General features: G+C 48.1%; 14 protein-coding genes. 12 read left to right on the top strand and 2 right to left on the bottom strand.

The annotated features are described in order from the left end of the window. The first annotated feature begins 4 nt into the window (after positions 1 to 4). The 5 genes from D9Y29_RS14910 to D9Y29_RS14890 all read left to right on the top strand — a co-directional run bounded on the left by D9Y29_RS14910 (position 5) and on the right by D9Y29_RS14890 (position 6,397). The gene (locus D9Y29_RS14910; protein WP_127129540.1) at positions 5 to 1,414 is read left to right on the top strand and encodes a RagB/SusD family nutrient uptake outer membrane protein; all 1,410 of its coding nucleotides are present in this window, start codon (positions 5 to 7) and stop codon (positions 1,412 to 1,414) included. Positions 1,415 to 1,424: 10 nt separating this feature from the next. Next, positions 1,425 to 2,114: a DUF4843 domain-containing protein gene (locus tag D9Y29_RS14905; protein ID WP_164735415.1), complete on the top strand. Its 690-nt coding sequence runs from the start codon at positions 1,425 to 1,427 to the stop codon at positions 2,112 to 2,114. A gap of 18 nt (positions 2,115 to 2,132) precedes the next feature. Beyond that, positions 2,133 to 3,581, top strand: coding sequence for a PKD-like family lipoprotein (locus tag D9Y29_RS14900; RefSeq protein WP_127129536.1), 1,449 nt, complete (start codon positions 2,133 to 2,135; stop codon positions 3,579 to 3,581). Then, positions 3,581 to 5,626: a TlpA disulfide reductase family protein gene (locus D9Y29_RS14895; protein ID WP_127129534.1), complete on the top strand. Its 2,046-nt coding sequence runs from the start codon at positions 3,581 to 3,583 to the stop codon at positions 5,624 to 5,626. Before D9Y29_RS14900 ends, D9Y29_RS14895 begins: the two co-directional genes overlap by 1 nt. Positions 5,627 to 5,833: 207 nt before the next feature. Next, on the top strand, positions 5,834 to 6,397 hold the full coding sequence (locus D9Y29_RS14890; protein ID WP_127129532.1) for a hypothetical protein: 564 nt from the start codon (positions 5,834 to 5,836) through the stop codon (positions 6,395 to 6,397). 74 nt (positions 6,398 to 6,471) lie between these two features. Here D9Y29_RS14890 and D9Y29_RS14885 read toward each other — a convergent pair whose 3' ends face one another. Next, positions 6,472 to 7,293, bottom strand: coding sequence for a hypothetical protein (locus D9Y29_RS14885; protein ID WP_127129530.1), 822 nt, complete (start codon positions 7,291 to 7,293; stop codon positions 6,472 to 6,474). A gap of 71 nt (positions 7,294 to 7,364) precedes the next feature. Next, the gene (locus D9Y29_RS14880; RefSeq protein ID WP_127129528.1) at positions 7,365 to 8,609 is read right to left on the bottom strand and encodes an ROK family transcriptional regulator; all 1,245 of its coding nucleotides are present in this window, start codon (positions 8,607 to 8,609) and stop codon (positions 7,365 to 7,367) included. Between the two features lie 265 nt (positions 8,610 to 8,874). Between D9Y29_RS14880 and D9Y29_RS14875 the strand changes: the two genes are divergently transcribed. From D9Y29_RS14875 to D9Y29_RS14845, 7 genes are read left to right on the top strand one after another with little or no spacing between them, the layout of a single operon-like run. Beyond that, the gene (locus tag D9Y29_RS14875) at positions 8,875 to 10,125 is read left to right on the top strand and encodes a n-acyl-d-glucosamine 2-epimerase (protein ID WP_241237948.1); all 1,251 of its coding nucleotides are present in this window, start codon (positions 8,875 to 8,877) and stop codon (positions 10,123 to 10,125) included. Beyond that, positions 10,122 to 11,414, top strand: a complete 1,293-nt coding sequence (locus D9Y29_RS14870) for an alpha amylase family protein (protein WP_206513793.1) — start codon at positions 10,122 to 10,124, stop codon at positions 11,412 to 11,414. Before D9Y29_RS14875 ends, D9Y29_RS14870 begins: the two co-directional genes overlap by 4 nt. Positions 11,415 to 11,447: 33 nt before the next feature. After that, the gene (locus tag D9Y29_RS14865) at positions 11,448 to 13,394 is read left to right on the top strand and encodes an FAD-dependent oxidoreductase (RefSeq protein WP_127129526.1); all 1,947 of its coding nucleotides are present in this window, start codon (positions 11,448 to 11,450) and stop codon (positions 13,392 to 13,394) included. Between the two features lie 53 nt (positions 13,395 to 13,447). Beyond that, entirely contained in the window at positions 13,448 to 16,603 is a 3,156-nt protein-coding gene (locus D9Y29_RS14860) for a SusC/RagA family TonB-linked outer membrane protein (RefSeq protein ID WP_127129524.1), read from the top strand. A 20-nt stretch (positions 16,604 to 16,623) separates the two neighbouring features. Further along, positions 16,624 to 18,219, top strand: a complete 1,596-nt coding sequence (locus D9Y29_RS14855) for a RagB/SusD family nutrient uptake outer membrane protein (RefSeq protein WP_127129522.1) — start codon at positions 16,624 to 16,626, stop codon at positions 18,217 to 18,219. Positions 18,220 to 18,249: 30 nt separating this feature from the next. Continuing rightward, complete coding sequence (locus D9Y29_RS14850) at positions 18,250 to 19,173, top strand: DUF5017 domain-containing protein (RefSeq protein ID WP_127129520.1); 924 nt, start codon at positions 18,250 to 18,252, stop codon at positions 19,171 to 19,173. Between the two features lie 42 nt (positions 19,174 to 19,215). Next, positions 19,216 to 20,610 carry a DUF5009 domain-containing protein gene (locus D9Y29_RS14845; RefSeq protein WP_127129518.1) on the top strand — a complete coding sequence of 465 codons (1,395 nt, stop codon included), beginning with the start codon at positions 19,216 to 19,218 and terminating at the stop codon, positions 20,608 to 20,610. The last annotated feature ends 129 nt before the right edge of the window (positions 20,611 to 20,739 follow it).

Below are 20,739 nucleotides of genomic sequence, written 5' to 3'. Positions count from 1 at the left end.
TATCATGAACATACGCACTCAATATTTAGGATGGCTGCTGCTGTTAGTGTTAACTGGTAGTAGTTGCAAAAAATGGCTGGATGTAAGTCCAAAATCCAATGTAACAGAGGAGAGACTTTTCGAATCCGAGCAGGGATTCAAGGATGCACTTACCGGGGTATACGTTCAGCTGGGCGCCAGGCCCTATTATGGAAAAGAGTTCACCATGGCCTTCATGGATGTGATTGCCCAGAACTACAATATCACTTCCAATTTCCATAATTACTATAATTCGATACAGTACAATTATAAAGATGTAGCAACCCGCCTGAAAACCGACAGCTTCTGGATCTGCGGTTATAAAGCCATTGCCAATATCAATAATATCCTGGAAGCCATCGACGGAAAAAAAGGAATATTCAGCGGCAATAATTATCGCATCGTAAAAGGGGAAGCGCTGGGCTTACGCGCACTGCTGCATTTCGATCTGCTCAGGGCTTTCGGTCCCATTCCTGCGGCCGGTAATGCTGCAGCCGCCATTCCCTATATGACAAAGTTTGCCATGAACATCCAGCCTTCCAAAACAGCTTCGGAAGTGATGGACCTTTGCATGAATGACCTCAACGAAGCCTCAGAGCTCTTATCGGTAAATAAAACACTGGTGAACGGTATAGAGGATGGCTTTCTTTCCTATACACGCAATCACTTCAATTATTGGGCAGTTACGGGACTGAAAGCCAGGATCAGCCTTTGGCGCGGCGATCTCCCTAACGCTTATACATGGGCGAAAGAAGTGATCGATGCCAATGTATTTCCCTGGGTAAGCACAGCAGCCCTCAGTACCATCACCCTTGCATCCCGCACTTTCCATACCGAGCATCTTTTCAGTGTATATATCAGCAACCTGAAAGATATCAATACGGATATCTTCAGGGCAAGCTCAGGCAATAACCTGCTGAACACCACCACCGCAAAACTGAACTCGCGTTTTGAAATAGCCAGTGGCGGCTCTACAGATTTCCGTTACGTGTATCTCTGGAAAACCGATGGCAGCACCAGTACAAAATTTCCTGCCAAATACCTGATAGACGATCTGCAGTATGTAGGAGTAGGAGAGAGAAGGGTACCCATCATCCGCCTGGCGGAAATGTATTATATCGCTGCGGAAGCCAGCGCCAACAAGGATGAGAAGATAGGGCTGATCAATGCGGTGCGTACGCATCGCGGGCTTGCAGCCCTGCCCCTCACATTGTCTGATGCTGATGTGGTAAATGAGCTCTTCAAGGAATACAAGAAAGAGTTCTACCAGGAAGGACAGATTTTCTACTATTACAAAAGACTGAACTTGGCAAAGATCGACGACACTAATATTCCCGGCTCTGAAGCTGTGTATGTTTTGCCAAAACCCGATGATGAAAATGAGTACAACAATTAAAAATCACATCATGAGATGCTATCCATATACAGGCATACTTTTCCTGGTACTGCTGCTGGCAGCCTGCGAAAAAAAAGACCTGATGTCCTATCAACTGGACCCAAAAGTGTATTTCTATAAAGACAACCGCACTACCAATAACGACAGTATCATTTATTCTTTTGCCGTAAAGCCGGATGATTTGATGACAGACACCATCAGGATCCCCATTCGCATCATGGGTGAAGCCAGTTCAGGTGAAAGAAAAGTGAATTATTCCATCGTGACAGATAAATCCGATGCATTACCTGCCAATTACGAGCTCCTGCCGGCATCCATTCCGGCTAACAGTTTCAGTAGCGTGATCCCGGTGAAGATCAATAGGACCGCTGATCTCAAAACTAAAGAATACAGGCTGGTGCTCCGGATCGACAATTCGGAAGGATTGAATACAGGTGTGGATAATCAGCTCACCTACCTGGTCCGCATCAATGATTTCCTCACCAGGCCCGCTTCCTGGTCGGATGCCTATTTTGGCAAATACAGTGCCACCAAATTCGCGTTGATCATCCGTGAAACCGGCTACACCCAGTTTGTAGGCCTTGGCTATAGCGGTCTGCGATTTATTGCACAAGCTACCGAGAATGCCATCCTTGCCTGGGAAGCCGAACACGGCACTACCATGCTGGATGAGAACGGAGAACCGGTTGTTATTCCCTGATCAAACTGTTGAAACATCATGAAAAAATCAATCTTCTTACTGAGTATATTAACTGCGCTTATAGCAGGCTGTTATAAAGACAAAGGCAATTATGACCTGTCCGACATCAATGAGCTTACCCTTAGCGGGTCTATTCCCGATACCATCAGGATCCTGCAAATGGATACACTGCGCATCAGCGCCGTGGTGGATCAATCCATTCCCGTTCCGGAAGAAAAACTGAGCTACAAATGGAGCATGTTCAGCTGGCCCAATTCATCCGTTCCCGAAATCGTGCTGGGTACTACCAAAGACCTTAAAGTAGCCATCTCGTCAAAACCCGAGATCTATGCATTGGTACTGAAAGTGACCGACACAGAAACCGGTGTGGATTATTTTAAACGCTTCTACCTCCAGGTGAACAGTATCCTCAGTGAAGGCTGGATGATGCTGGAAGACAGACCAGACGGTCATCCTGACGCATCCATTATCACACCCTCAGGAGATATTTTTCGTGATATCTACCGCGGCGCCAATGATGGAGAGCTACTTCCCGCCAACGCAAGCACCATCAGGATCCTGAACAGCTTAAGGATCGGTCAGAGTGTTTTCATTCTCACACCTGATAATGGTATTGAAGTGGATTACGCAGGTTTCAAAAAATTTGGTGAAGCAAAAGACTGGTTCTTCCAGGCTCCGGAAGTGATCAAACCGGAAGGATATATCTACACAAAACTGGGTGTAACGGCTTTCTTCCTGAATGATGGCTTCACACATATATACGCATTCTTCAACGATGGGCCCCAAAAGCTCGGTGCTGCACAAAAAGGGAACTGGCGCATCTCCAAATACATGATGCCCAACCTGAGCTCGGATGATATGTATTTTTATGACGATCTGAACCAGCGTTTCCTTAGTCACTCAAGCGCTACCATCAATGCTTTCTCCAATCCTTCCGGTTCGGCCTGGGACATGAACAATGTAGGCAAGCAACTTGTGTATGCAGGCCCCAGCATCAACACTTTCTACAATTGCCTGATGAAAAACAATAATGATGACAAATTCTTTGTCTATCGTGTGAACCAGGGAGCAGCCGTTCCTGCGGCTGAGATCCATGAAGTATTGAATGCGCCTGGCATCGCTTCCGGCAAGTTCTTCCAGAGTTCCGGCCTCTACCTGCATATGTACTATGCATCCGGTAATAATATCTACCTGCTGGACATTCCTGCACAGACTGCACGTCTCGTGTATTCATTCCCGGCAGGTACAGAGATCACCGCCATGGAACTGAAGCAGTCGCCCACCAGCCTGATGTTCCCCTACACAGAAGATAACAGGCAACTGGTGGCAGCCACCTACGAAGGTGGCGAAGGTAAATTCTATTCCTTCTCCATCGGCAATACAGGCGACTTCATCAACAATAGCTATTCGAAAGTATACACAGGTTTCGGCCGCATCCGCGATCTGGAATTCAAATACAGAAAATAATGAAACAGTTTTTTTTAAGTACCCTTCTGATTGCCACATTGCTCTCCGCAGCCAATGCACAATCCAAAAGAAAAGACGACCCCTGGTTCAAAAAATATGAAAAGACATTTGCCAAAATAGACAAGAAGATAAAGGCAACGGACAAGGAGATATTTTCAGATACAGCCAGGTTGAAAAATGATTCTGCCTTCCGTTCTCAATACTTCAAAACCATTGCCACGCTTCGCAAGGAGCGAATGGCAATGGAAAAAGAATTCGTGAAGCAGTACCCAAATTCCATGATCAGCTACGATATCGTACGCAAACAACTGGGCAGTACTTCCAATGTAGACAGGATCAATAAGGAACTGGGCCAGCTTGGACCAGATGTGATGAAAAGCGCTGAAGCTGCGGATTACCTGCAGGTAGTGGAAAAGATGAAGACAGTAGGCATCGGAAATATCGCACCCGATTTCACCATGACCGATACTGCAGGCAAACCCGTATCCTTATCCGATTTCAGGGGCAAATATGTACTGCTCGATTTCTGGGCAAGCTGGTGCGGCCCTTGCCGTGCAGAGAATCCTTTTGTTGTAAAGGCATACAAACAATTCAGGAATCAGAACTTCACCGTGCTGGGTGTTTCGCTGGACAAGGAAGGGGCAAAGGATGCCTGGCTGAAAGCCATTCATGATGATCAATTGAAATGGACACATGTTTCCGATCTGCAATGGTGGAAAAATGCAGCCGCAAAAAAATTCTTTGTCTCCGCCATACCTTCCAATTTCCTCATCGATCCCAATGGAAAGATCATTGCACGTGATCTCCGCGGACAAAAACTGATCGACACCCTGGCGCAGAAACTGCCGGATTATAATGCTATCACCAGCGCCATCATCAAAACATCGAAGAAGATGGGCGACATGGAAAGCTCCGCTGATGCAAGGGTTCTCTTTGATTCCATTTTTACAAAATATCCACCGCAGGAATACCAGCATATCCACTATGCGTTTGAATTGTTACGGTACATAATGGCGTCCATTTACATCAAAGACAATCAACCCGCAGCCCTGGACATGCTTAGCCAGATCACATACCCGCTCACCAGGCAGCAGGCCGTTCCATTCATTGCCAACAAGATGATGGAAGCAAACAAACTGAATGATGCGGAAAAGCTCCTCCTGAAAGAGATCAATTCTGTAAAAGACAAAAATGGAAAACTCACAGACAGTGGCCGCTATTATACCATGAGTGTGAGCTATGCAAAAGTTTTATCGCTTCAAAACAGATATGCCGAGGGCCTGCAGTGGATCCAACCCGCAGTTGACCACAAAGCCGTAAAGAGTAATGCGGAGCAGGCGCTCTATGGATTACTGCTGGAGAAAAATGGAAAGAATAAAGAAGCGTTCGAACTCTACAGCAAACTCACTCGCGAAGGAAAGGCAGATGCCGGAGTAAAAGAAGGTCTTAAAAATACATGGATCGCCACCGGCAAGAAAGAGAAAGATTTCAATGCATTCATGAAATCCCTCGCAGATTCGCTGATACAAAAAAAGGCTGGCGACATCCATGAAATGGAAGTGAACTATCCCGCGCCCACATTCGCTTTGCAAACCCTCGCTGGCAAAACTGTTGACCTGGAAAGACTGAAAGGAAGGGTAGTGGTGCTGGATTTCTGGGCTACCTGGTGCGGTCCCTGTATCGCTTCCTTTCCTGTAATGCAGGCTGCTGTTGACAAATACAAAGACCAGCCAGTGGATTTCCTCTTCATCAACAGCTGGGAATCACAGGCAGACGAACAGAAAAGAAATCAACTGGTGCAGAACTTCGCCAACAAAAAAGGATTGCGCTTCGATATCCTGATGGACACACCAAAGGACCCGGGCACTGAGCCCGTTAAATACAATGTGATAGAGCAATACAAAGTGAAAGGCATTCCCGCCAAATTCATCATAGATAAAAAAGGTGTGGTAAGATATGCGCTCACCGGCTTCGATGGCAACTTTGATGCATCGTTGGTGGAACTGAGTTTGCTGATAGACAAATTGCAGAAAGAACCAGCTTAATTTTTAGTCTCTGAATACTAATCATCGCCCGGGGATATTGTATGGTTTACACGTTTGATGCAGCATCCTGGAATATTGGATATCCGCAAAATATCCGCATTCACACACAATAAAATGTACTTTGCATACATTTATAAACCGCCCGCCAATGGAATGAAGATATTTGCCGGGCAATAACTATTACCCTTTTTATCGAAAAACAAATTCATGAAACTTCGAAAACTGTCAACCGTATCCCTTGCTCTTCTTTTTTCTATCGGAATGCTCAATTCGTCCTGCGACAAAGTAAAGGAGCTGGTTTCTGTAAACATTCCCCTTCAAACCGTGGAATATGATTTTGAAATTCCACCATTGGAAGAAGGTGAAGTTACCCTGAGCGATTTCGATGTCCGTTTCGATATGGACAGCGCCATCAAGGCCAATACTCCCCAGTTCAGTACAGAGAACATACGCAAGGTTCGTGTAACCAGCGTAAATATTACAACCTCCAACAGCACAGAAACGGACCACCTGGGTGTTTTCAGCGCAGCAACTGCCAGGGCCAGTTCAAATGTGAACACTGACCTTATCAGCATCGCAACACTCAGCAACAATCCAGACACAAAAGTCCAGTCAGTTGACTTCACTGTAGATAAAGACAAAGAATTGAAAAGCTATTTCGTAAATGCCAATTCATTTTCCTACATCATTGCGGGTGTTGCACGCAGGGCTACCACTACCACTTTGAACGCAACCGTTAAGGTGAAATTCGACATCGAAGTTGGTCCCTAGTAAAAACTGATTCAAAATAAAAAAACGCAACTGGCCGAAGAACCAGTTGCGTTTTTTATTTCGAAAAAGTTTATTTAGCCTGCGGATTGCATGAAAGACAAGAATTTATCTTTCAGTTCCTTTACAACTTCCGGATCCTTGCTGAACAGAGTGATATAACCTCCATTGAAAGGCTCCGTACTCACACCAGGGATAGTCATTTTCCTGTTATGGAAAACCACCATTAGCTCATTGCCATTGAACACAGGCCAGAAGCGGGGTGCAGCTGTTGGGTCCAGCAGCTCGCTCTCGTAGAAAACATATCCTTTGTAACCATCTTTCAATCCGTTGAAATCACCGAATTTATAATTTTCGAGAAAAGGTTTTACATCTCCCAGTGTAAGGGAGGATTTGTTTTTCGCCAGTTCCGTGAAAGCATTTTCGAGAATAGTGGAAGGCCGGATATTGCTGATGGCAGTAAAGCCGTTCAGTATACCGCGTTTCTTTTCGTCGATGGTGAAAGTTTCATAAAGGTGCACGTCCTCCAGCGCTTTGCCAATGGCTTTGCCATCACGGTAGATAGTGCTTCCGCGTTTCACCAGCTTCTGATCATTGTTTTCGAGATCTATCCAAACACCTATCTCAACCCAGCCTTTTTCCGGCTCACGGGCAGTAACAGCCACGTTGTTTTCGATACTGAACACTGTTTTCCCATCCACTGCATGACGGATATTGGCGGGTCCATCAATCCGTTCACTCAATACAGGTCCATCAAAAGCAGGCTGAGCAACAGTATTTGTGTCAGGAGCGGTTGCCACCACCGTACTGTCTATTTTCATTTCAGCACCCGGTTGAGCAGGTTCATCCTGGCAGGCGGCAAGCATCAGTAAACAAAGTGGGATAGCGGTACTTCTCATAGTTATTCTTTAAGGTGTTTTCAATGCGTGGGTTTCAAGATAGGGAAAATCCGGCCAGGTTATTAGTTACATTAATCCTGCTGGTTGTTCATGGCAGTAAGCAAATTATTCCGCGCAATCAAACATCCTCCGATCAAACCCGCTTTCTCTCCGAGTTTGGAGAGCTTAACCTGCGTATCGTTATTGACCAGGCTGAGGGAGTATTTATTCAATGCACTTCGTATCGGCAACCGGATATAGTCGCCTGTTTCCGCCATGGTACCGCCGAGTATCACCAGTTCGGGGTTGAAGATATTGATCAGCACAGCCAATCCTCGACCTATCTTTTCACCGATCCCCGCTATCAGCTCGATACTCAGTACATCTTCCTGCCTTATCGCTTCCATGATATCAGCAAGTCGTACATCATTCACTTTTTTTCCGTTCTTCATCACGGAGGAAGTAGATCCATTGGCAATGCTTTCCCTGAAAACCCGCAGCAGCGCCTGTCCAGACGCTTCCGTTTCCAGGCAGCCCTTCTTTCCACAATGACAAATGATCTCATTGCTGAACACCGGGATATGCCCGAACTCACCACCGAAACCAGATTTCCCGTAGTACACTTTTCCATCGATAAGGATACCAAGACCAATACCATAATCCAGGTTCACAAACAGCACATTCCTTTCCTGGTGTACAATTCCATCATGGAATTCGCCATAGGCCATCGCGCGTGAATCGTTCTCCAGGAAAGTGCGTATGCCCAGTTCCTTTTCCATGATAGCGCTCAACGGCTCTTCATTGAAGTGGAAATAACTATAACTGTAGCCGCTCTTGGTATTGATACGGCCTGAGAGGTTGAAACAAACTGCCAGGATATTCCTGCTATCGACCGTCTGGTCTGCAATATAATTCCTGATCGCCTGGATCAGTTGTTGTAAGGAAGCCGGTGTGTTTTCAAGTTTATAGGGCACCCGCATCTTACTGCTCACCAGGTTCTTCTTGAAATCCAGCAGACCGATATTGATATAATCATGCTTTACATCCACGCCAATGAAATAACAGCTTTCCGCAACCAGTCCATACATGCTGGCGCGGCGCCCCCCCGTGGAATCGATCTTGCCATGGTCGCGGATCAGGCCATCCTGTATCAACTCATTCACCAGGCTGGTGGTCTTGGGTACGCTGATGTTCAGCGCCTGCGCCATTTCTGTAATAGTGGAATTGCCGCTTTCATCCAGGTGATTGATGATACCGCGTTTCAGCGATTTATTCTTATACGCCACCCCCGTGGCATTTTCCTCGGAGAAAACTTCAAATATAGAGTGAGTGGTCATTGATCAATTAATAAAAAATATTAAGAAGCTCTGGGTAAAAATACAAATTCCCTGCAAAACCTCCAGCAGTTCCCCGCAATAACCAGCGGCAGCACCGCTGGTCCCGATCAGAGATCTCCTCAATCCCCTGTATCCAACGCACCATACTTGTCATGATCCCGTTTCATTTTCCGGCAGTAAATAATTTTTTTTATTAAGTTTGAGTTAAGTGATAATTATTTTAATAATTTAGTCGCATCAATCTTAAATCATTCACTGGTATCTCATGAACGGCAGCACAAACAGAAATATGGAAAAAGAACTGGTGCAGGAAGCAGCAACGGAGAATTTTGCCTTCGATCCTATCCTTTACGCAGCACAATACAAGAACGAGCTCCTCGATAATATCCTTCCGTTCTGGATGGAACATAGCAAAGACGCCGTGAACGGCGGTTATTTCACCTGTCTCGATCGCAATGGTCGTGTATACGACACCGATAAATTCATCTGGTTACAGGGCCGCCAGGTTTGGTGCTTCGCATACATGTACAAACAGATCCAACAGCATCCCGAATGGCTCGACTTTGCGAAACATGGCGCGGATTTCCTGGAAAAATTTGGTCGCGATGCCGAAGGCAACTGGTATTTCTCCCTCACTGCAGACGGCCAACCGCTGGTCCAGCCCTACAATATTTTCAGTGATGCATTTGCTACCATGGCCTTTGCAGCTATGGATAAAGCCGATCCAAACCCGCGATATAAACAAATTGCATTAGATACCTTTGCGCACATTATCCGCAGACAACACAACTGGAAAGGATCTTACAATAAAGCATATCCCGGAACCAGACCCCTCAGGAATTTCAGCCTTCCTATGATCCTGAGCAACCTTAGCCTCGAAATGGAACATATCCTGGGAGCAGAAAGGGTTAACAGCTTTATTCCGACAGTGATCCAGGATGTGATGGATGTTTTTTATCAACCTGAACATGGACTGATACTGGAGAATGTGAACCCGGATGGGAGCTTCTCAGACAGCTTCGAAGGAAGACTGATCAATCCCGGTCATGCTATCGAAGCCATGTGGTTCATTATGGACCTCGGTGAAAGACTGGGCGACAAATCGCTTATCCGCAAAGCTGCCGGCATCATGCTCAACACCCTGGAATATGGGTGGGACAAGGAGTTTGGCGGGCTGTACTATTTCCTTGACATCAAGGGAAATCCTCTCCAGCAACTGGAATGGGACCAGAAACTCTGGTGGGTGCATGTGGAAGCGCTGGTGGCCCTGGCTAAAGCGTATATGCATACAGGTGATGCGGCCTGCGCTGAATGGTTCAATAAAGTGCATGCATACACCTGGAAACATTTTAAAGACCCTGAGCATGGCGAATGGTTCGGTTACCTAAACAGGAGAGGAGAAGCCTTCCTGCCGCTCAAAGGGGGAAAATGGAAAGGATGCTTCCATGTTCCGAGAGCCCTGTTCCAGGTTTGGCAAACGATGGAAAAGATTCAACAAAAAAACAACGCACAATGATGCCCCGCAAACCACTGCTGATACTGCTGCTGATCATAACCGGACTTACCACTTCCGCACAGAAGCGTGTGATGCTCTGGTTTGATGCGCATGCCAACTATAAAAGATTATCATCCGCTGATTCCATCAAATTCTACCTGACCAAATCCAAACAGGCAGGGGTGACCGATATCGTTGTGGACGTAAAGCCTATTACGGGCTTCGTTCTCTGGAAAAGTAAATACGCGCCTTACCTGGGAGAATGGCAGGGCCACAAAATGCCGCAGGACCTCAATTTCCTGCAAACCTTCATCGATGAAGGACATCAGCTCGGTCTTACCGTGCACGCCAGCATCAACGTATTCTCCGGCGGCCACAATCACTTCAATAAGGGTATCATCTACGAGCAATACCCGGAATGGCAATCCATCAATTACCTGGACACTGGCCTGACAAAGATCTCCGCCATCAAATCCAAATATAGCGGCATGCTGAATCCCGCCAACCCGGAAGTTCAAAAGTACCAGCTTAACCTCTTGAATGAACTGATCAAACAGCATCCGGCACTGGATGGCGTGATCCTGGACAGGGTTAGATATGATGGCTTTGAAGCTGATTTCTCCAATGTTTCCAGGAAATTGTTCGAGAAATACATCGGAAAGAAAGTGGCCAATTTTCCCGCTGACGTATACAGCTATACGAAGAAAGATGGCAAGTCTGTTAAAACTCCCGGTCCGCTTTACAAGCAATGGATCGAATGGAGAGCGTCCGTGATCTACAAGTTCTTTGTGGATGCGAGAAAAACAGCGAAGAAAGCGAACAAGAAAATAATTTTCGGTGATTATACCGGCGCCTGGTATCCTACCTATTATGAAGTAGGTGTGAACTGGGCCAGCAACAGGTTCGATGCAGCGAAGGAATACAGCTGGGCCACTCCCAAATACCAGCAATACGGTTATGCGGAGCTGTTAGACCTCTACACCACCGGCTGCTACTACTATGAAGTGAGTAAAGAAGAAGTACATCGGTCCAATACCTACCGCGCGGCCAGAACAGAGGCCGGCATGAGTACACAACGTTCGCCAGTGTATTCCGTGGAAGGCTCGGCCGAAAGGGCGATGGAGCTTACCAAAGGCGCAGCCCCTGTACTCGGAGGATTGTATGTTGAACAATATGAGAAGAATAAAGAACAGTTCATCAAGGCCATGCAGATGTGTATGGATAAGACCAATGGCCTGATGATATTCGACCTGGTGCACATAGTACAGCGCAACTGGTGGGATGCCATTCAACAGGTAACCGGAAAATAGTTTTATTGCCTAAACCCAATTGATCTGTAAGCCATGTTTGTAAAGAAGTATACTGTAGTAAGCGCGCTGATTTTTGGAATGATGTCTGCCAATGCCCAGCAAAAACTCAGCACCAAAGTGCTGGTGATAGGAGGGGGAACCGGTGGCACTGCCGCAGCTATCCAGGCTGCGCGTATGAACGTACCTGTTATACTGGTGGAAGAAACTCCCTGGCTGGGAGGCATGCTCTCAGCAGCAGGCGTATCCGCCACCGATGGCAATCACCGCCTTCCATCCGGCATCTGGCGCGAATTCCGCGATCAACTCTACAAAGTATATGGAGGACCTGCCGCCGTTGAAACAGGCTGGGTGAGCAATACCCAGTTTGAGCCACGCGTGGCCGACAGTATCCTCAAAGCGATGGCTGCGCCCCTTAAAACGCTGGATATCCGCTATGGATGGCGCTTTGAGAGAACGATCAAAAAAGGCAGGACCATTACCGGAGCCAGGTTCATCAACAATAAAAAACAAACGCTTACCATTTCAGCCGCCGTTACCATCGACGCCACAGAAATGGGCGATGCTTTCGCCAGCGCCAAAGTTCCTTACGATCTCGGCATGGAAGCAGGATCTCTCACCGGAGAAACAGTGGGCATCACAGAAACCAACGATGTGGTGCAGGACCTTACTTACGTTGCCATCCTGAAAGATTATGGCCCCGCAGCAGACTGCACCATCGCCAAACCCGCCGGCTATGATCCCGCAGAGTTCGATGGCGCCTGCACGGATTATTATATCGACTCCACCAAACCGGCGCCTACCGTCAACAGCAAGACCATGCTGGAATACGCGAAGCTGCCCAACAACAAATACCTGCTCAACTGGCCCAAGGCCGGTAACGACACTTATCTCAATATCGTGGAGCTGACGCCCGAACAACGTACTAAAGAACTGGAAAAAGCGAAAGCCACCACCTGGAGATTCATCTATTTTATCCAGCATCAGCTGGGTTATAAGCATCTCGGTCTCACCAATGATGAATTTCCTACGGAAGATCGCTTTGCGCTGATCCCATACTATCGTGAAGGCAGGCGTGTACGCGGCATCGTTCGTTATACCATGCGACACCTGGCTGAGCCTTTCGATTATGGTGCGCCGTTATACCGGACAAGTATTTCCGTGGGCGATTATCCCATCGATCATCACCATAAAAAGAATCCTTCTGCTCCGCAGCACCTGGAGTTCTATCCCGTTCCATCTTTCTCTGTTCCGCTGGGAGCGCTGATCCCTGAAAAAGGGAAGGGACTGATCATTGCGGAAAAAGGCATCAGTGTGAGCAATGTGGTGAATGGCACTACCCGCCTGCAACCCTGTGTGCTGCTGACCGGTCAGGCAGCAGGCGTACTGGCCGCGCTCACTGTGCAACAACATACCACACCTGGCAAAGTAAGTGTGCGCGCCGTACAGAGAGAGCTGCTTAATGCAGGCGCCTATCTCATGCCTTATATCGACGTGCCATACGGACATCCGCATTTTGCCGCCATCCAGCGCATAGGCGCCACCGGTGTCCTTAAAGGGACAGGCATCGCTTACAAATGGGCCAATCAAACCTGGTTCTACCCGGATTCGATCGCCAACGCTAACAGTTTTGTGAAGGACTGGGCCGTGTTCACCGGTACGCTGCCTGACCAGGGCAGGGAACAACAGAGAACAGTAAGCGCAGACAGCGCAGAATCCTTCCGTCCGCTTACCATCGGGCTTGCATCCTCTTACCTCTATGAATACCTGAAACAATACCCCGCTGCCGGAAATTTCAAGCCGGCTCCAACATCCGAAGCAGACTTTAATAACAGGCTTTCTACAGCCTGGACTCAATGGAACCTTTCCAATTTCAACCTTACCCGCGCCATTACCAGGGCTGAACTGGCTGTAATGATTGATCACCTGGCCAATCCCTTCGCAAGAGAGATTGACCACAAAGGCTATCCCAGAGTAAAATGAATACCAAACTAACACCAACGCATTTTCATTTCACGATTAAACACGATTGCTTTATGAAACGTACAGCGTATCTGTTGTTGCTGCTTTTGCTTTCCACGCAGCTTGTCTGGTCGCAGACGCAACAGGCAAAGATCACAGGTAAAGTCCTCGGAGAAGATGGCGATCCATTGCCTGGCGTATCTGTAATGATCAAAGACACCAAAACCGGAACTGTAACCGACGACCAGGGAAATTACTCCATCACAATCCCCAAACTGCCCGGCATCCTGGTGTTCACCAGTGCAGGCTATTTGTCCAGGGACGTGAATTTCACCAAAGCCGGAAACTACACTGTGAACATGACCCGGGACCCGCAATCACTGAAAGACGTGGTGGTAGTGGGATATGGGCAGGTTCGCCGGAAAGACCTCACAGGTTCTGTAGGCAGTATCAATATTGCCGATCTGCAGAAAGCTCCTGTGAAATCTTTCGATGAAGCGCTCGCAGGCCGTATTGCCGGTGTGCAGGTGGTTTCATCCGAAGGTAAACCCGGTTCATCCATCAACGTGGTGATCCGCGGTGGTAACTCCGTAACACAGAGCAACAGCCCGCTGTACGTGATAGACGGATTCCCCATGGAAGATCCCGGAAGTGAGTCCGCCAATATCATCAATGCCATTGATCCAGCAGACATAGAATCCATCGATATCCTGAAAGATGCATCCGCCACCGCCATCTATGGCGCACGCGGCGCCAACGGGGTAGTAGTGATCACCACCAAAAGAGGGAAGGCCGGTAAAACAAAGATCAGCTACAATACTTACTACGGCTGGCAGGAAAGTAACAAACGACTGGATGTGCTAAGCCCTTACGAATTTGTAAAACTGCAACAGGAGATCAATCCGGACCTCGCTACCACTTTGTATCTCGCATATACTGATGAGGGCGGCGCCAAAGACACTTTGCCACTGGATTATTATAAAAGTATAAAAGGGATCGACTGGGAAGAACAGATCATGCGCAGGGCGCCCATGCAAAGCCATCACCTCAGCATCAGCGGAGGTAATGCAAAAACAAAGCTGGCTGCATCAGGTAGCTATCTTGGTCAGGATGGGATTGTGATCAATTCCGGTTTCAAAAGATTGCAGGGACGCCTGGCCATCGACCATGAAGTGAACGATAAGCTCAAGGTTGGTTTCAATATCTCTTATGCCAATTCCAAAACCTGGGGTACGCCCACTTCCTCGTCCGGTTACAACCATGAGCTAAACCTGCTCTTCAGTGTTTGGGCTTACCGCCCCATTGCGCTGCTCAACTCCGATGTGGATTTGTTGGAATCCCCAACTGATCCTGAGATTGAGCCCTCGCAGGAACATCGTTATAACCCCATCGTTACCACGAAGAATGAGTTGCGTCAAAACTTCAGTGAAAACCTCGTTGCCAACGGGTATGCTGAATATTCCATCCTGCGCAACCTGAAATTCAAAACCACCGGTGGTTACACCAGGGGCATCACACGCGGTGAGGTTTTCAACAATTCGCAATCACGTTCCGGCAACCCATCCACCAATAATAAAGTGAATGGAGGTTTGACCTTCTACAACAGCACCAGCTGGTTGAATGAGAATACCCTTACCTGGAACCAGCGTTTCAACTCCGCACATAACCTGATCCTCCTGGGAGGTTTCACCATGCAGGGTGGCAAAAGCAGCGCCTTCGGCGCTTATGCGAAAGAGTTACCCAGTGAAGGCCTTGGCCTCAGTGGCCTGGATGAGGGAATGCCGCTTTCCATCACTTCCATCAGTTCAGAATGGAGTATGGCTTCATTACTGGCCCGCGCCAACTATACGCTATTTTCCAAATACCTGTTCACTGCCTCTTTCCGGGCAGACGGTTCATCCCGTTTTGCACAAAAGAACAGGTGGGGCTATTTCCCTTCGGCAGCCTTCGCATGGCGACTCGGCTCCGAGAACTGGATGAAACAGATCAGGTTCCTGTCAGACGCCAAACTGCGCGCCAGCTGGGGTGTCACCGGCAACAACGGTGTAGGCAACTTCTCTTATTTCCCCGGTTATAGCGTACCGATATCAGCAGGTTACTCCTGGGGTAACCAGCAACATAATGGAAGCTATCCCAGCAGCATGGGTAATGAAAACCTGAAATGGGAGCCTACAACTCAATACGACCTCGGCCTCGATTTGGAATTCTTTGCTGGTCGCCTGAGATTCACCACCGACGTATACCGTAAGACTACACCTGATCTGCTGCTGAATGCCAGCCTCCCCGGCAATACCGGATTCAGCCGCCAGTTCAAGAACATGGGTAAAGTAAGGAACGAAGGTCTTGAATTCGACCTCTCCGGCGATATCGTTAAGAACAAAGATTTCCGCTGGACCTCCGGTGTCAATATCTCTTTCAACCGCAACAAAGTTCTGGCCCTGGCAGAAGGAGAATACTCCCTGCTCAGCACACAGTACTGGGGTGACGACTGGGTATTGATCCCCGGCTATATCGCTCGTTTGGATAACCCCGTTGCACAGTTCTACGGACATGTATGGGATGGCGTTTACAATTACGATGATTTCGATAAGATCGGCGACAACTATATCCTGAAATCAACAGTGCCCAACAACGGGCAGGACCGCGCCAGCATCAAACCAGGTCATATCAAATACAAAGACCTCAACGGAGATAACCAGATCGATAACAACGACCGCACCGTGATCGGCAACCCGCTGCCCATTCACACCGGTGGTTGGTCAAACAATTTCGCCTACAAGAATTTTGACCTGAACGTATTGTTCCAGTGGTCTTATGGAAACGATATCTACAATGCCAATACCTGGGCGCTCGGAACCGGTTACAAATTCAACACCAACCAGTATGCGTACTATGCAGACCGATGGAGCCCCGAGAACCAGGACTCAAAGATCCCCGTTGCCAAAGGCTCCCTGAGCAAGTACTATTCTACCCGTATGGTGGAAGACGGTTCTTTCCTCCGTCTCAAAACCGTGAGCCTGGGTTACAACTTCTCACCAGCGATCCTGAAGAAAGCAAAGATCAGCGCCATCCGCGTGTACGCAACCGCTCAGAACCTGATCACCTGGACCAACTATAGCGGTTACGATCCTGAAGTATCTGTGCGCAACTCCGCACTCACTCCGGGTTTCGATTACTCTGCTTACCCCAGGGCAAGAACAATGGTCTTTGGTCTGAACGCTACTTTCTAATCAATTAAATGTACTTCGTTATGAAACGAATCATCTATAGCCTGCTTGCATTATCAACCCTCACCGGTGCTGTGGGTTGTAAGAAATTCCTCGAGAAACTGCCTACCGACTTTGTGTCGCCCGAAAACTATTTCAAGAACGAGACCGATGTGATGACCGCCCTGGCCGGCATTTATGATGTGTTGGGCAAGACAAATACTTACTCACGGACAATGATATTCGAAAATGATATCAGTGACGAAGGTTTCAACTCCCTCAGTTCATCGCCCATCGATCTTTCCTTCAACAACTACGATGCCTCCCACGGTGGTATCAATAATATGTGGAACCTGCTTTACCAGGGCATCAACAGGGCCAATATGTTCCTGCAGAATATCGACAATGCAGACCTGGTGATGGACGAAGCTAAACGCAAGGCCGCCAAAGGCGATGCTCTTTTCCTGAGGGCATATTATTATTTCGTACTCACCAATAACTGGGGTGATGTGCCGCTTCGCCTGAAACCTCCGGTGGATGCAACGGACGTGAATATCGGCCGTACAGCTACCGCTACCATCATGGAGCAGATTGTGAAGGATATGGAAGCAGCTGCCGAACTGCTGCCTCCTTCCGGCACTTACGCACACAACGGGCGTGTTACCAAATCAACCGCCTGGGGTATCCTTGCCAGGGTAAACCTCAAATGGGCAGGAGAGCCGCTGAAGAACACCGAAAAATTTGCGGAAGCAAAAAAATGGGCGGAGAAAGTAATGGACCCAGCCAATGGACATGTACTCAATCCCGATTACAAACAGATCTTCATCAACCATTCTGCTGACGCATACGATATCAAAGAATGTCTCTGGGAAGTGGAATTCAGTAAACTGTCAACCGGAGGCCAGGAAGAGGAGGGCTCCATCGGCGTTATCACCGGCATTCCCAACAGTAGCAAGGACTTCGGGTACAGCTATGGCGCGCTCCATGTGCAGGCCAGTTACTATAACTCATTTGAAGCAGGCGATCTGCGCCGTGACTGGACCATCAATCCTTTCTACTACGGAACGGTAGGCGGTGTTGCCAACACCAAAGTGAACTACAGCGCATCACAGATCTACAACCGCTGCAATGCCAAATGGAGAAGGGAATATGAAAAAGCCACTCCCAAGAACGTGAATACTTCACCCATCAACTTCCCATTGTTGCGTTATGCCGATGTGCTGCTGATGTATGCAGAAGCAGAGAACGAACTGAATGGCCCCACCACTGAAGCCTATAATGCCATCAACGAAGTCAGGAAAAGGGCATTCGGTCTTACACTGACCACACCTCCCGATCCTGCAGCGGTGTATGAGCTCACACCGGCACTTGATCAGAATGATTTCAGGGCTGCCATTCGCATGGAACGCACACACGAACTGGGTTTTGAAGCATTGAGAAAATTCGACCTCATCCGCTGGGGCATCTATCTCAGCACCATGAATATTCTTGGCGCCCAGGTGAACGCCACCGCTCCTGCAGAATGGAAACTGAAGGCATCACTGGCAGGCATAAACGCTGCTGAAAGACACTTGCTGCTGCCCATCCCCAGCGCGGAAATGTCGCTCAACAAAGCGCTCATTCAAAATCCTGAATGGTAAACCGATCCCTCCATCAATTAATGAAAGATTATGTTCAAACTTCGTCATATATCATCCCTGTTGGCAGTGGCTGCACTGATAGCCTCCTGCGACAAACGCGATAAACTGGACGCACCGGATTTCAATGTCAGCACAGCACAATCCACCTACAAAGCGGGCGACAGTGTTGTATTCAATTTCAGCGGTTCACCCGATGTGATCACTTTCTTTTCCGGCGAGCCCGGTGCTGAATACAAATTCAGGGAACGCACCGAACTGGAAGGCGGCACTACATTCATGAGCTTCAGCAGTCGTGTGCTGTATGGTTCACAGGAGAACAATGTGCGCGTAATGGCCAGCACAGACTTCACAGGTAAATATGATACCAATGCCGTTAAAGAAGCTACCTGGACCGAGATCACAGATCGTTTCACCATGGCCACTGCACCAAACGGTACTGTAGGTGTGGAAATACAATCCGGCATTGCCAATATCTCCGACCTTATTGTAAAAGGAAAACCAATCTATCTTTCTTACCGGTATGTAGGAGAGAAGCCGCCCGGCGCCACTCCCACACAACGTACCTGGCGCATCATGAGCTTCAACCTCAACAACACTTATCCCGACGGCACTGTGGCATCACTGTCGAATCTATTCGGTGCGGGATGGGTGAACGTGGATTTCCAGAACCCGAATAATTTATGGAAAAATGAAACCGGGGCGGGCTACCTGCAATTTGCACCCAACAGCTCCCTGGTGGAATCTGAGGACTGGGCCATTTCAAAACCCTTCTTCGTTGCGCAGGTATCACCAGACAAAGGTGTTGCCATCAAGGAATACATGGCGCGCAAAACAGAGCACACGTATATTTTCACGGAGCCCGGCACTTACAGGGTCACTTTCGTAGGTTCCAATACCAATGCGAAGGAGGTAAAGACCGTGGTTAGAGAACTCGATATCACCATCACCAACTAACTGTAATCCGTACTCTAATATCTTCTAAACCCCGGAACAGCAATGCAGCAAAGAAACCAGTGCCTGGACGCTTTAAGAGGCTTCGCCATCCTGGCGATGGTACTCTCCAGCAGTATCGCTTTTGGTATACTGCCGGCCTGGATGTATCATGCCCAGGTACCGCCGCCTTACCATGTTTACAAACCTGACATACCCGGCATCACCTGGGTGGACCTTGTGTTCCCGTTCTTTTTGTTCAGCATGGGAGCGGCCATACCACTGGCTTTGAATAAAAAGATAAAAGAACAGGCCGGGTTCTGGTCTGTGGCGTACATCGCGGGAAGAAGGTTCCTGTTACTGGTTTTCTTTGCGCTGTTCACTTTTCATATGCGCGCCTGGGTACAGGCGGAAAAGCCAACAGCCATCAACTATTGGTTGTCTGTGGGTAGTTTCGTTTTACTGTTTTTCCAGTTCTTTGAATCGAAAGGGAAATACAAACTCGTATTCCAGGTAGCAAGAGGATTGGCATTTGCGCTCGCCGCATTATTACTCTACATCCTTCCATTCAAGGATGGTAAAGGATTTTCTTTGATGAAGGAAGACATCATCATCATCGTACTTGGTAATATGGCTTTCTTCAGCACCCTGATCTGGTGGTTCACCAAAGGCAAACCGGAAATCCGCATCGGTATCCTCGGATTTGTAATGGCCATCTTCCTCGGCAGCAAAACTGCCGGCAGTTGGAACGAAGCTGTGTTCAACTTCACGCCCGCTCCCTGGATGTACAAATTCTATTACCTCAAGTATTTGTTCATCGTATTGCCCGGGACCCTCGCCGGAGATTGGTTGCTGGAAAGCAGCAAATCCAATCCAGTACCCGCCGCACAGGAAAAAAATCATATCAGGCTGATCGCATTGCTGAGTATACTGCTGATCACGTTGAATGTTTGTTTCCTTTTCTCCAGGCAGCTTGTGCTAAACCTTGGTGTAAACGCCGCATTGCTGGCTTTGATTTACTACACGGTGCAAAAGCTCGACGCCAACGGTTACAAACTCCTGCACCGTTTCTTCACAGCAGGTTGCTTCATGCTCTTGCTGGGCCTCAGCTTCGATGCCTTTGAAGGTGGTGTGAAGAAAGATCCCAGCACTTACAGTTACTATCTGATCACCAGTGGCCTCGCATTCTTTGCACTGCTGGGATTCTATGGTATGCAAAACGAAAAAGGTTTCGGCAGTATCATCACTTATTTCAGCCTCAATGGCCGCAACCCAATGGTGGCCTATGTTACAGGCAACCTGCTGCTGATCCCCGTATTACATCTGACCGGTTTGTTCAACCATTATACCGCAATCGGGACCGGCCCCTGGACCGGCTTCCTGGAAGGGGTATTGTTCACCGGCGTGGTATCACTCATCACGATTTTCTTTACCAAACGTCAGTGGTTCTGGAAAACATAAGATCATGCTGAAAGCAGTTACCACCATATTGTTATTGTCGCTGACCGGACCCGTTGTCGCCAACAACGGCATAATACATTCACTCACGCTGCCGCCAGTCGCTCGCGTCCCCGCGAGTGACTTATATTC

Origin of the sequence: Pseudoflavitalea rhizosphaerae (genome assembly GCF_003991355.1) — a bacterium.
GTDB lineage: Bacteria > Bacteroidota > Bacteroidia > Chitinophagales > Chitinophagaceae > Pseudobacter > Pseudobacter rhizosphaerae.
The sequence above is the reverse complement of the archived record's forward strand: the minus strand, read 5'-3'. Positions and strand labels throughout refer to the sequence as shown.

Coding starts and splice junctions, on each gene's coding strand:
- D9Y29_RS14880 (WP_127129528.1), bottom strand. CDS start 8,609: ATGACCACTCACTCTATATTTGAAGTTTTCTCCGAGGAAAATGCCACG.
- D9Y29_RS14885 (WP_127129530.1), bottom strand. CDS start 7,293: ATGAGAAGTACCGCTATCCCACTTTGTTTACTGATGCTTGCCGCCTGC.
- D9Y29_RS14900 (WP_127129536.1), top strand. CDS start 2,133: ATGAAAAAATCAATCTTCTTACTGAGTATATTAACTGCGCTTATAGCA.
- D9Y29_RS14910 (WP_127129540.1), top strand. CDS start 5: ATGAACATACGCACTCAATATTTAGGATGGCTGCTGCTGTTAGTGTTA.
- D9Y29_RS14905 (WP_164735415.1), top strand. CDS start 1,425: ATGAGATGCTATCCATATACAGGCATACTTTTCCTGGTACTGCTGCTG.
- D9Y29_RS14865 (WP_127129526.1), top strand. CDS start 11,448: ATGTTTGTAAAGAAGTATACTGTAGTAAGCGCGCTGATTTTTGGAATG.
- D9Y29_RS14875 (WP_241237948.1), top strand. CDS start 8,875: ATGAACGGCAGCACAAACAGAAATATGGAAAAAGAACTGGTGCAGGAA.
- D9Y29_RS14890 (WP_127129532.1), top strand. CDS start 5,834: ATGAAACTTCGAAAACTGTCAACCGTATCCCTTGCTCTTCTTTTTTCT.
- D9Y29_RS14850 (WP_127129520.1), top strand. CDS start 18,250: ATGTTCAAACTTCGTCATATATCATCCCTGTTGGCAGTGGCTGCACTG.
- D9Y29_RS14895 (WP_127129534.1), top strand. CDS start 3,581: ATGAAACAGTTTTTTTTAAGTACCCTTCTGATTGCCACATTGCTCTCC.
- D9Y29_RS14860 (WP_127129524.1), top strand. CDS start 13,448: ATGAAACGTACAGCGTATCTGTTGTTGCTGCTTTTGCTTTCCACGCAG.
- D9Y29_RS14855 (WP_127129522.1), top strand. CDS start 16,624: ATGAAACGAATCATCTATAGCCTGCTTGCATTATCAACCCTCACCGGT.
- D9Y29_RS14845 (WP_127129518.1), top strand. CDS start 19,216: ATGCAGCAAAGAAACCAGTGCCTGGACGCTTTAAGAGGCTTCGCCATC.
- D9Y29_RS14870 (WP_206513793.1), top strand. CDS start 10,122: ATGATGCCCCGCAAACCACTGCTGATACTGCTGCTGATCATAACCGGA.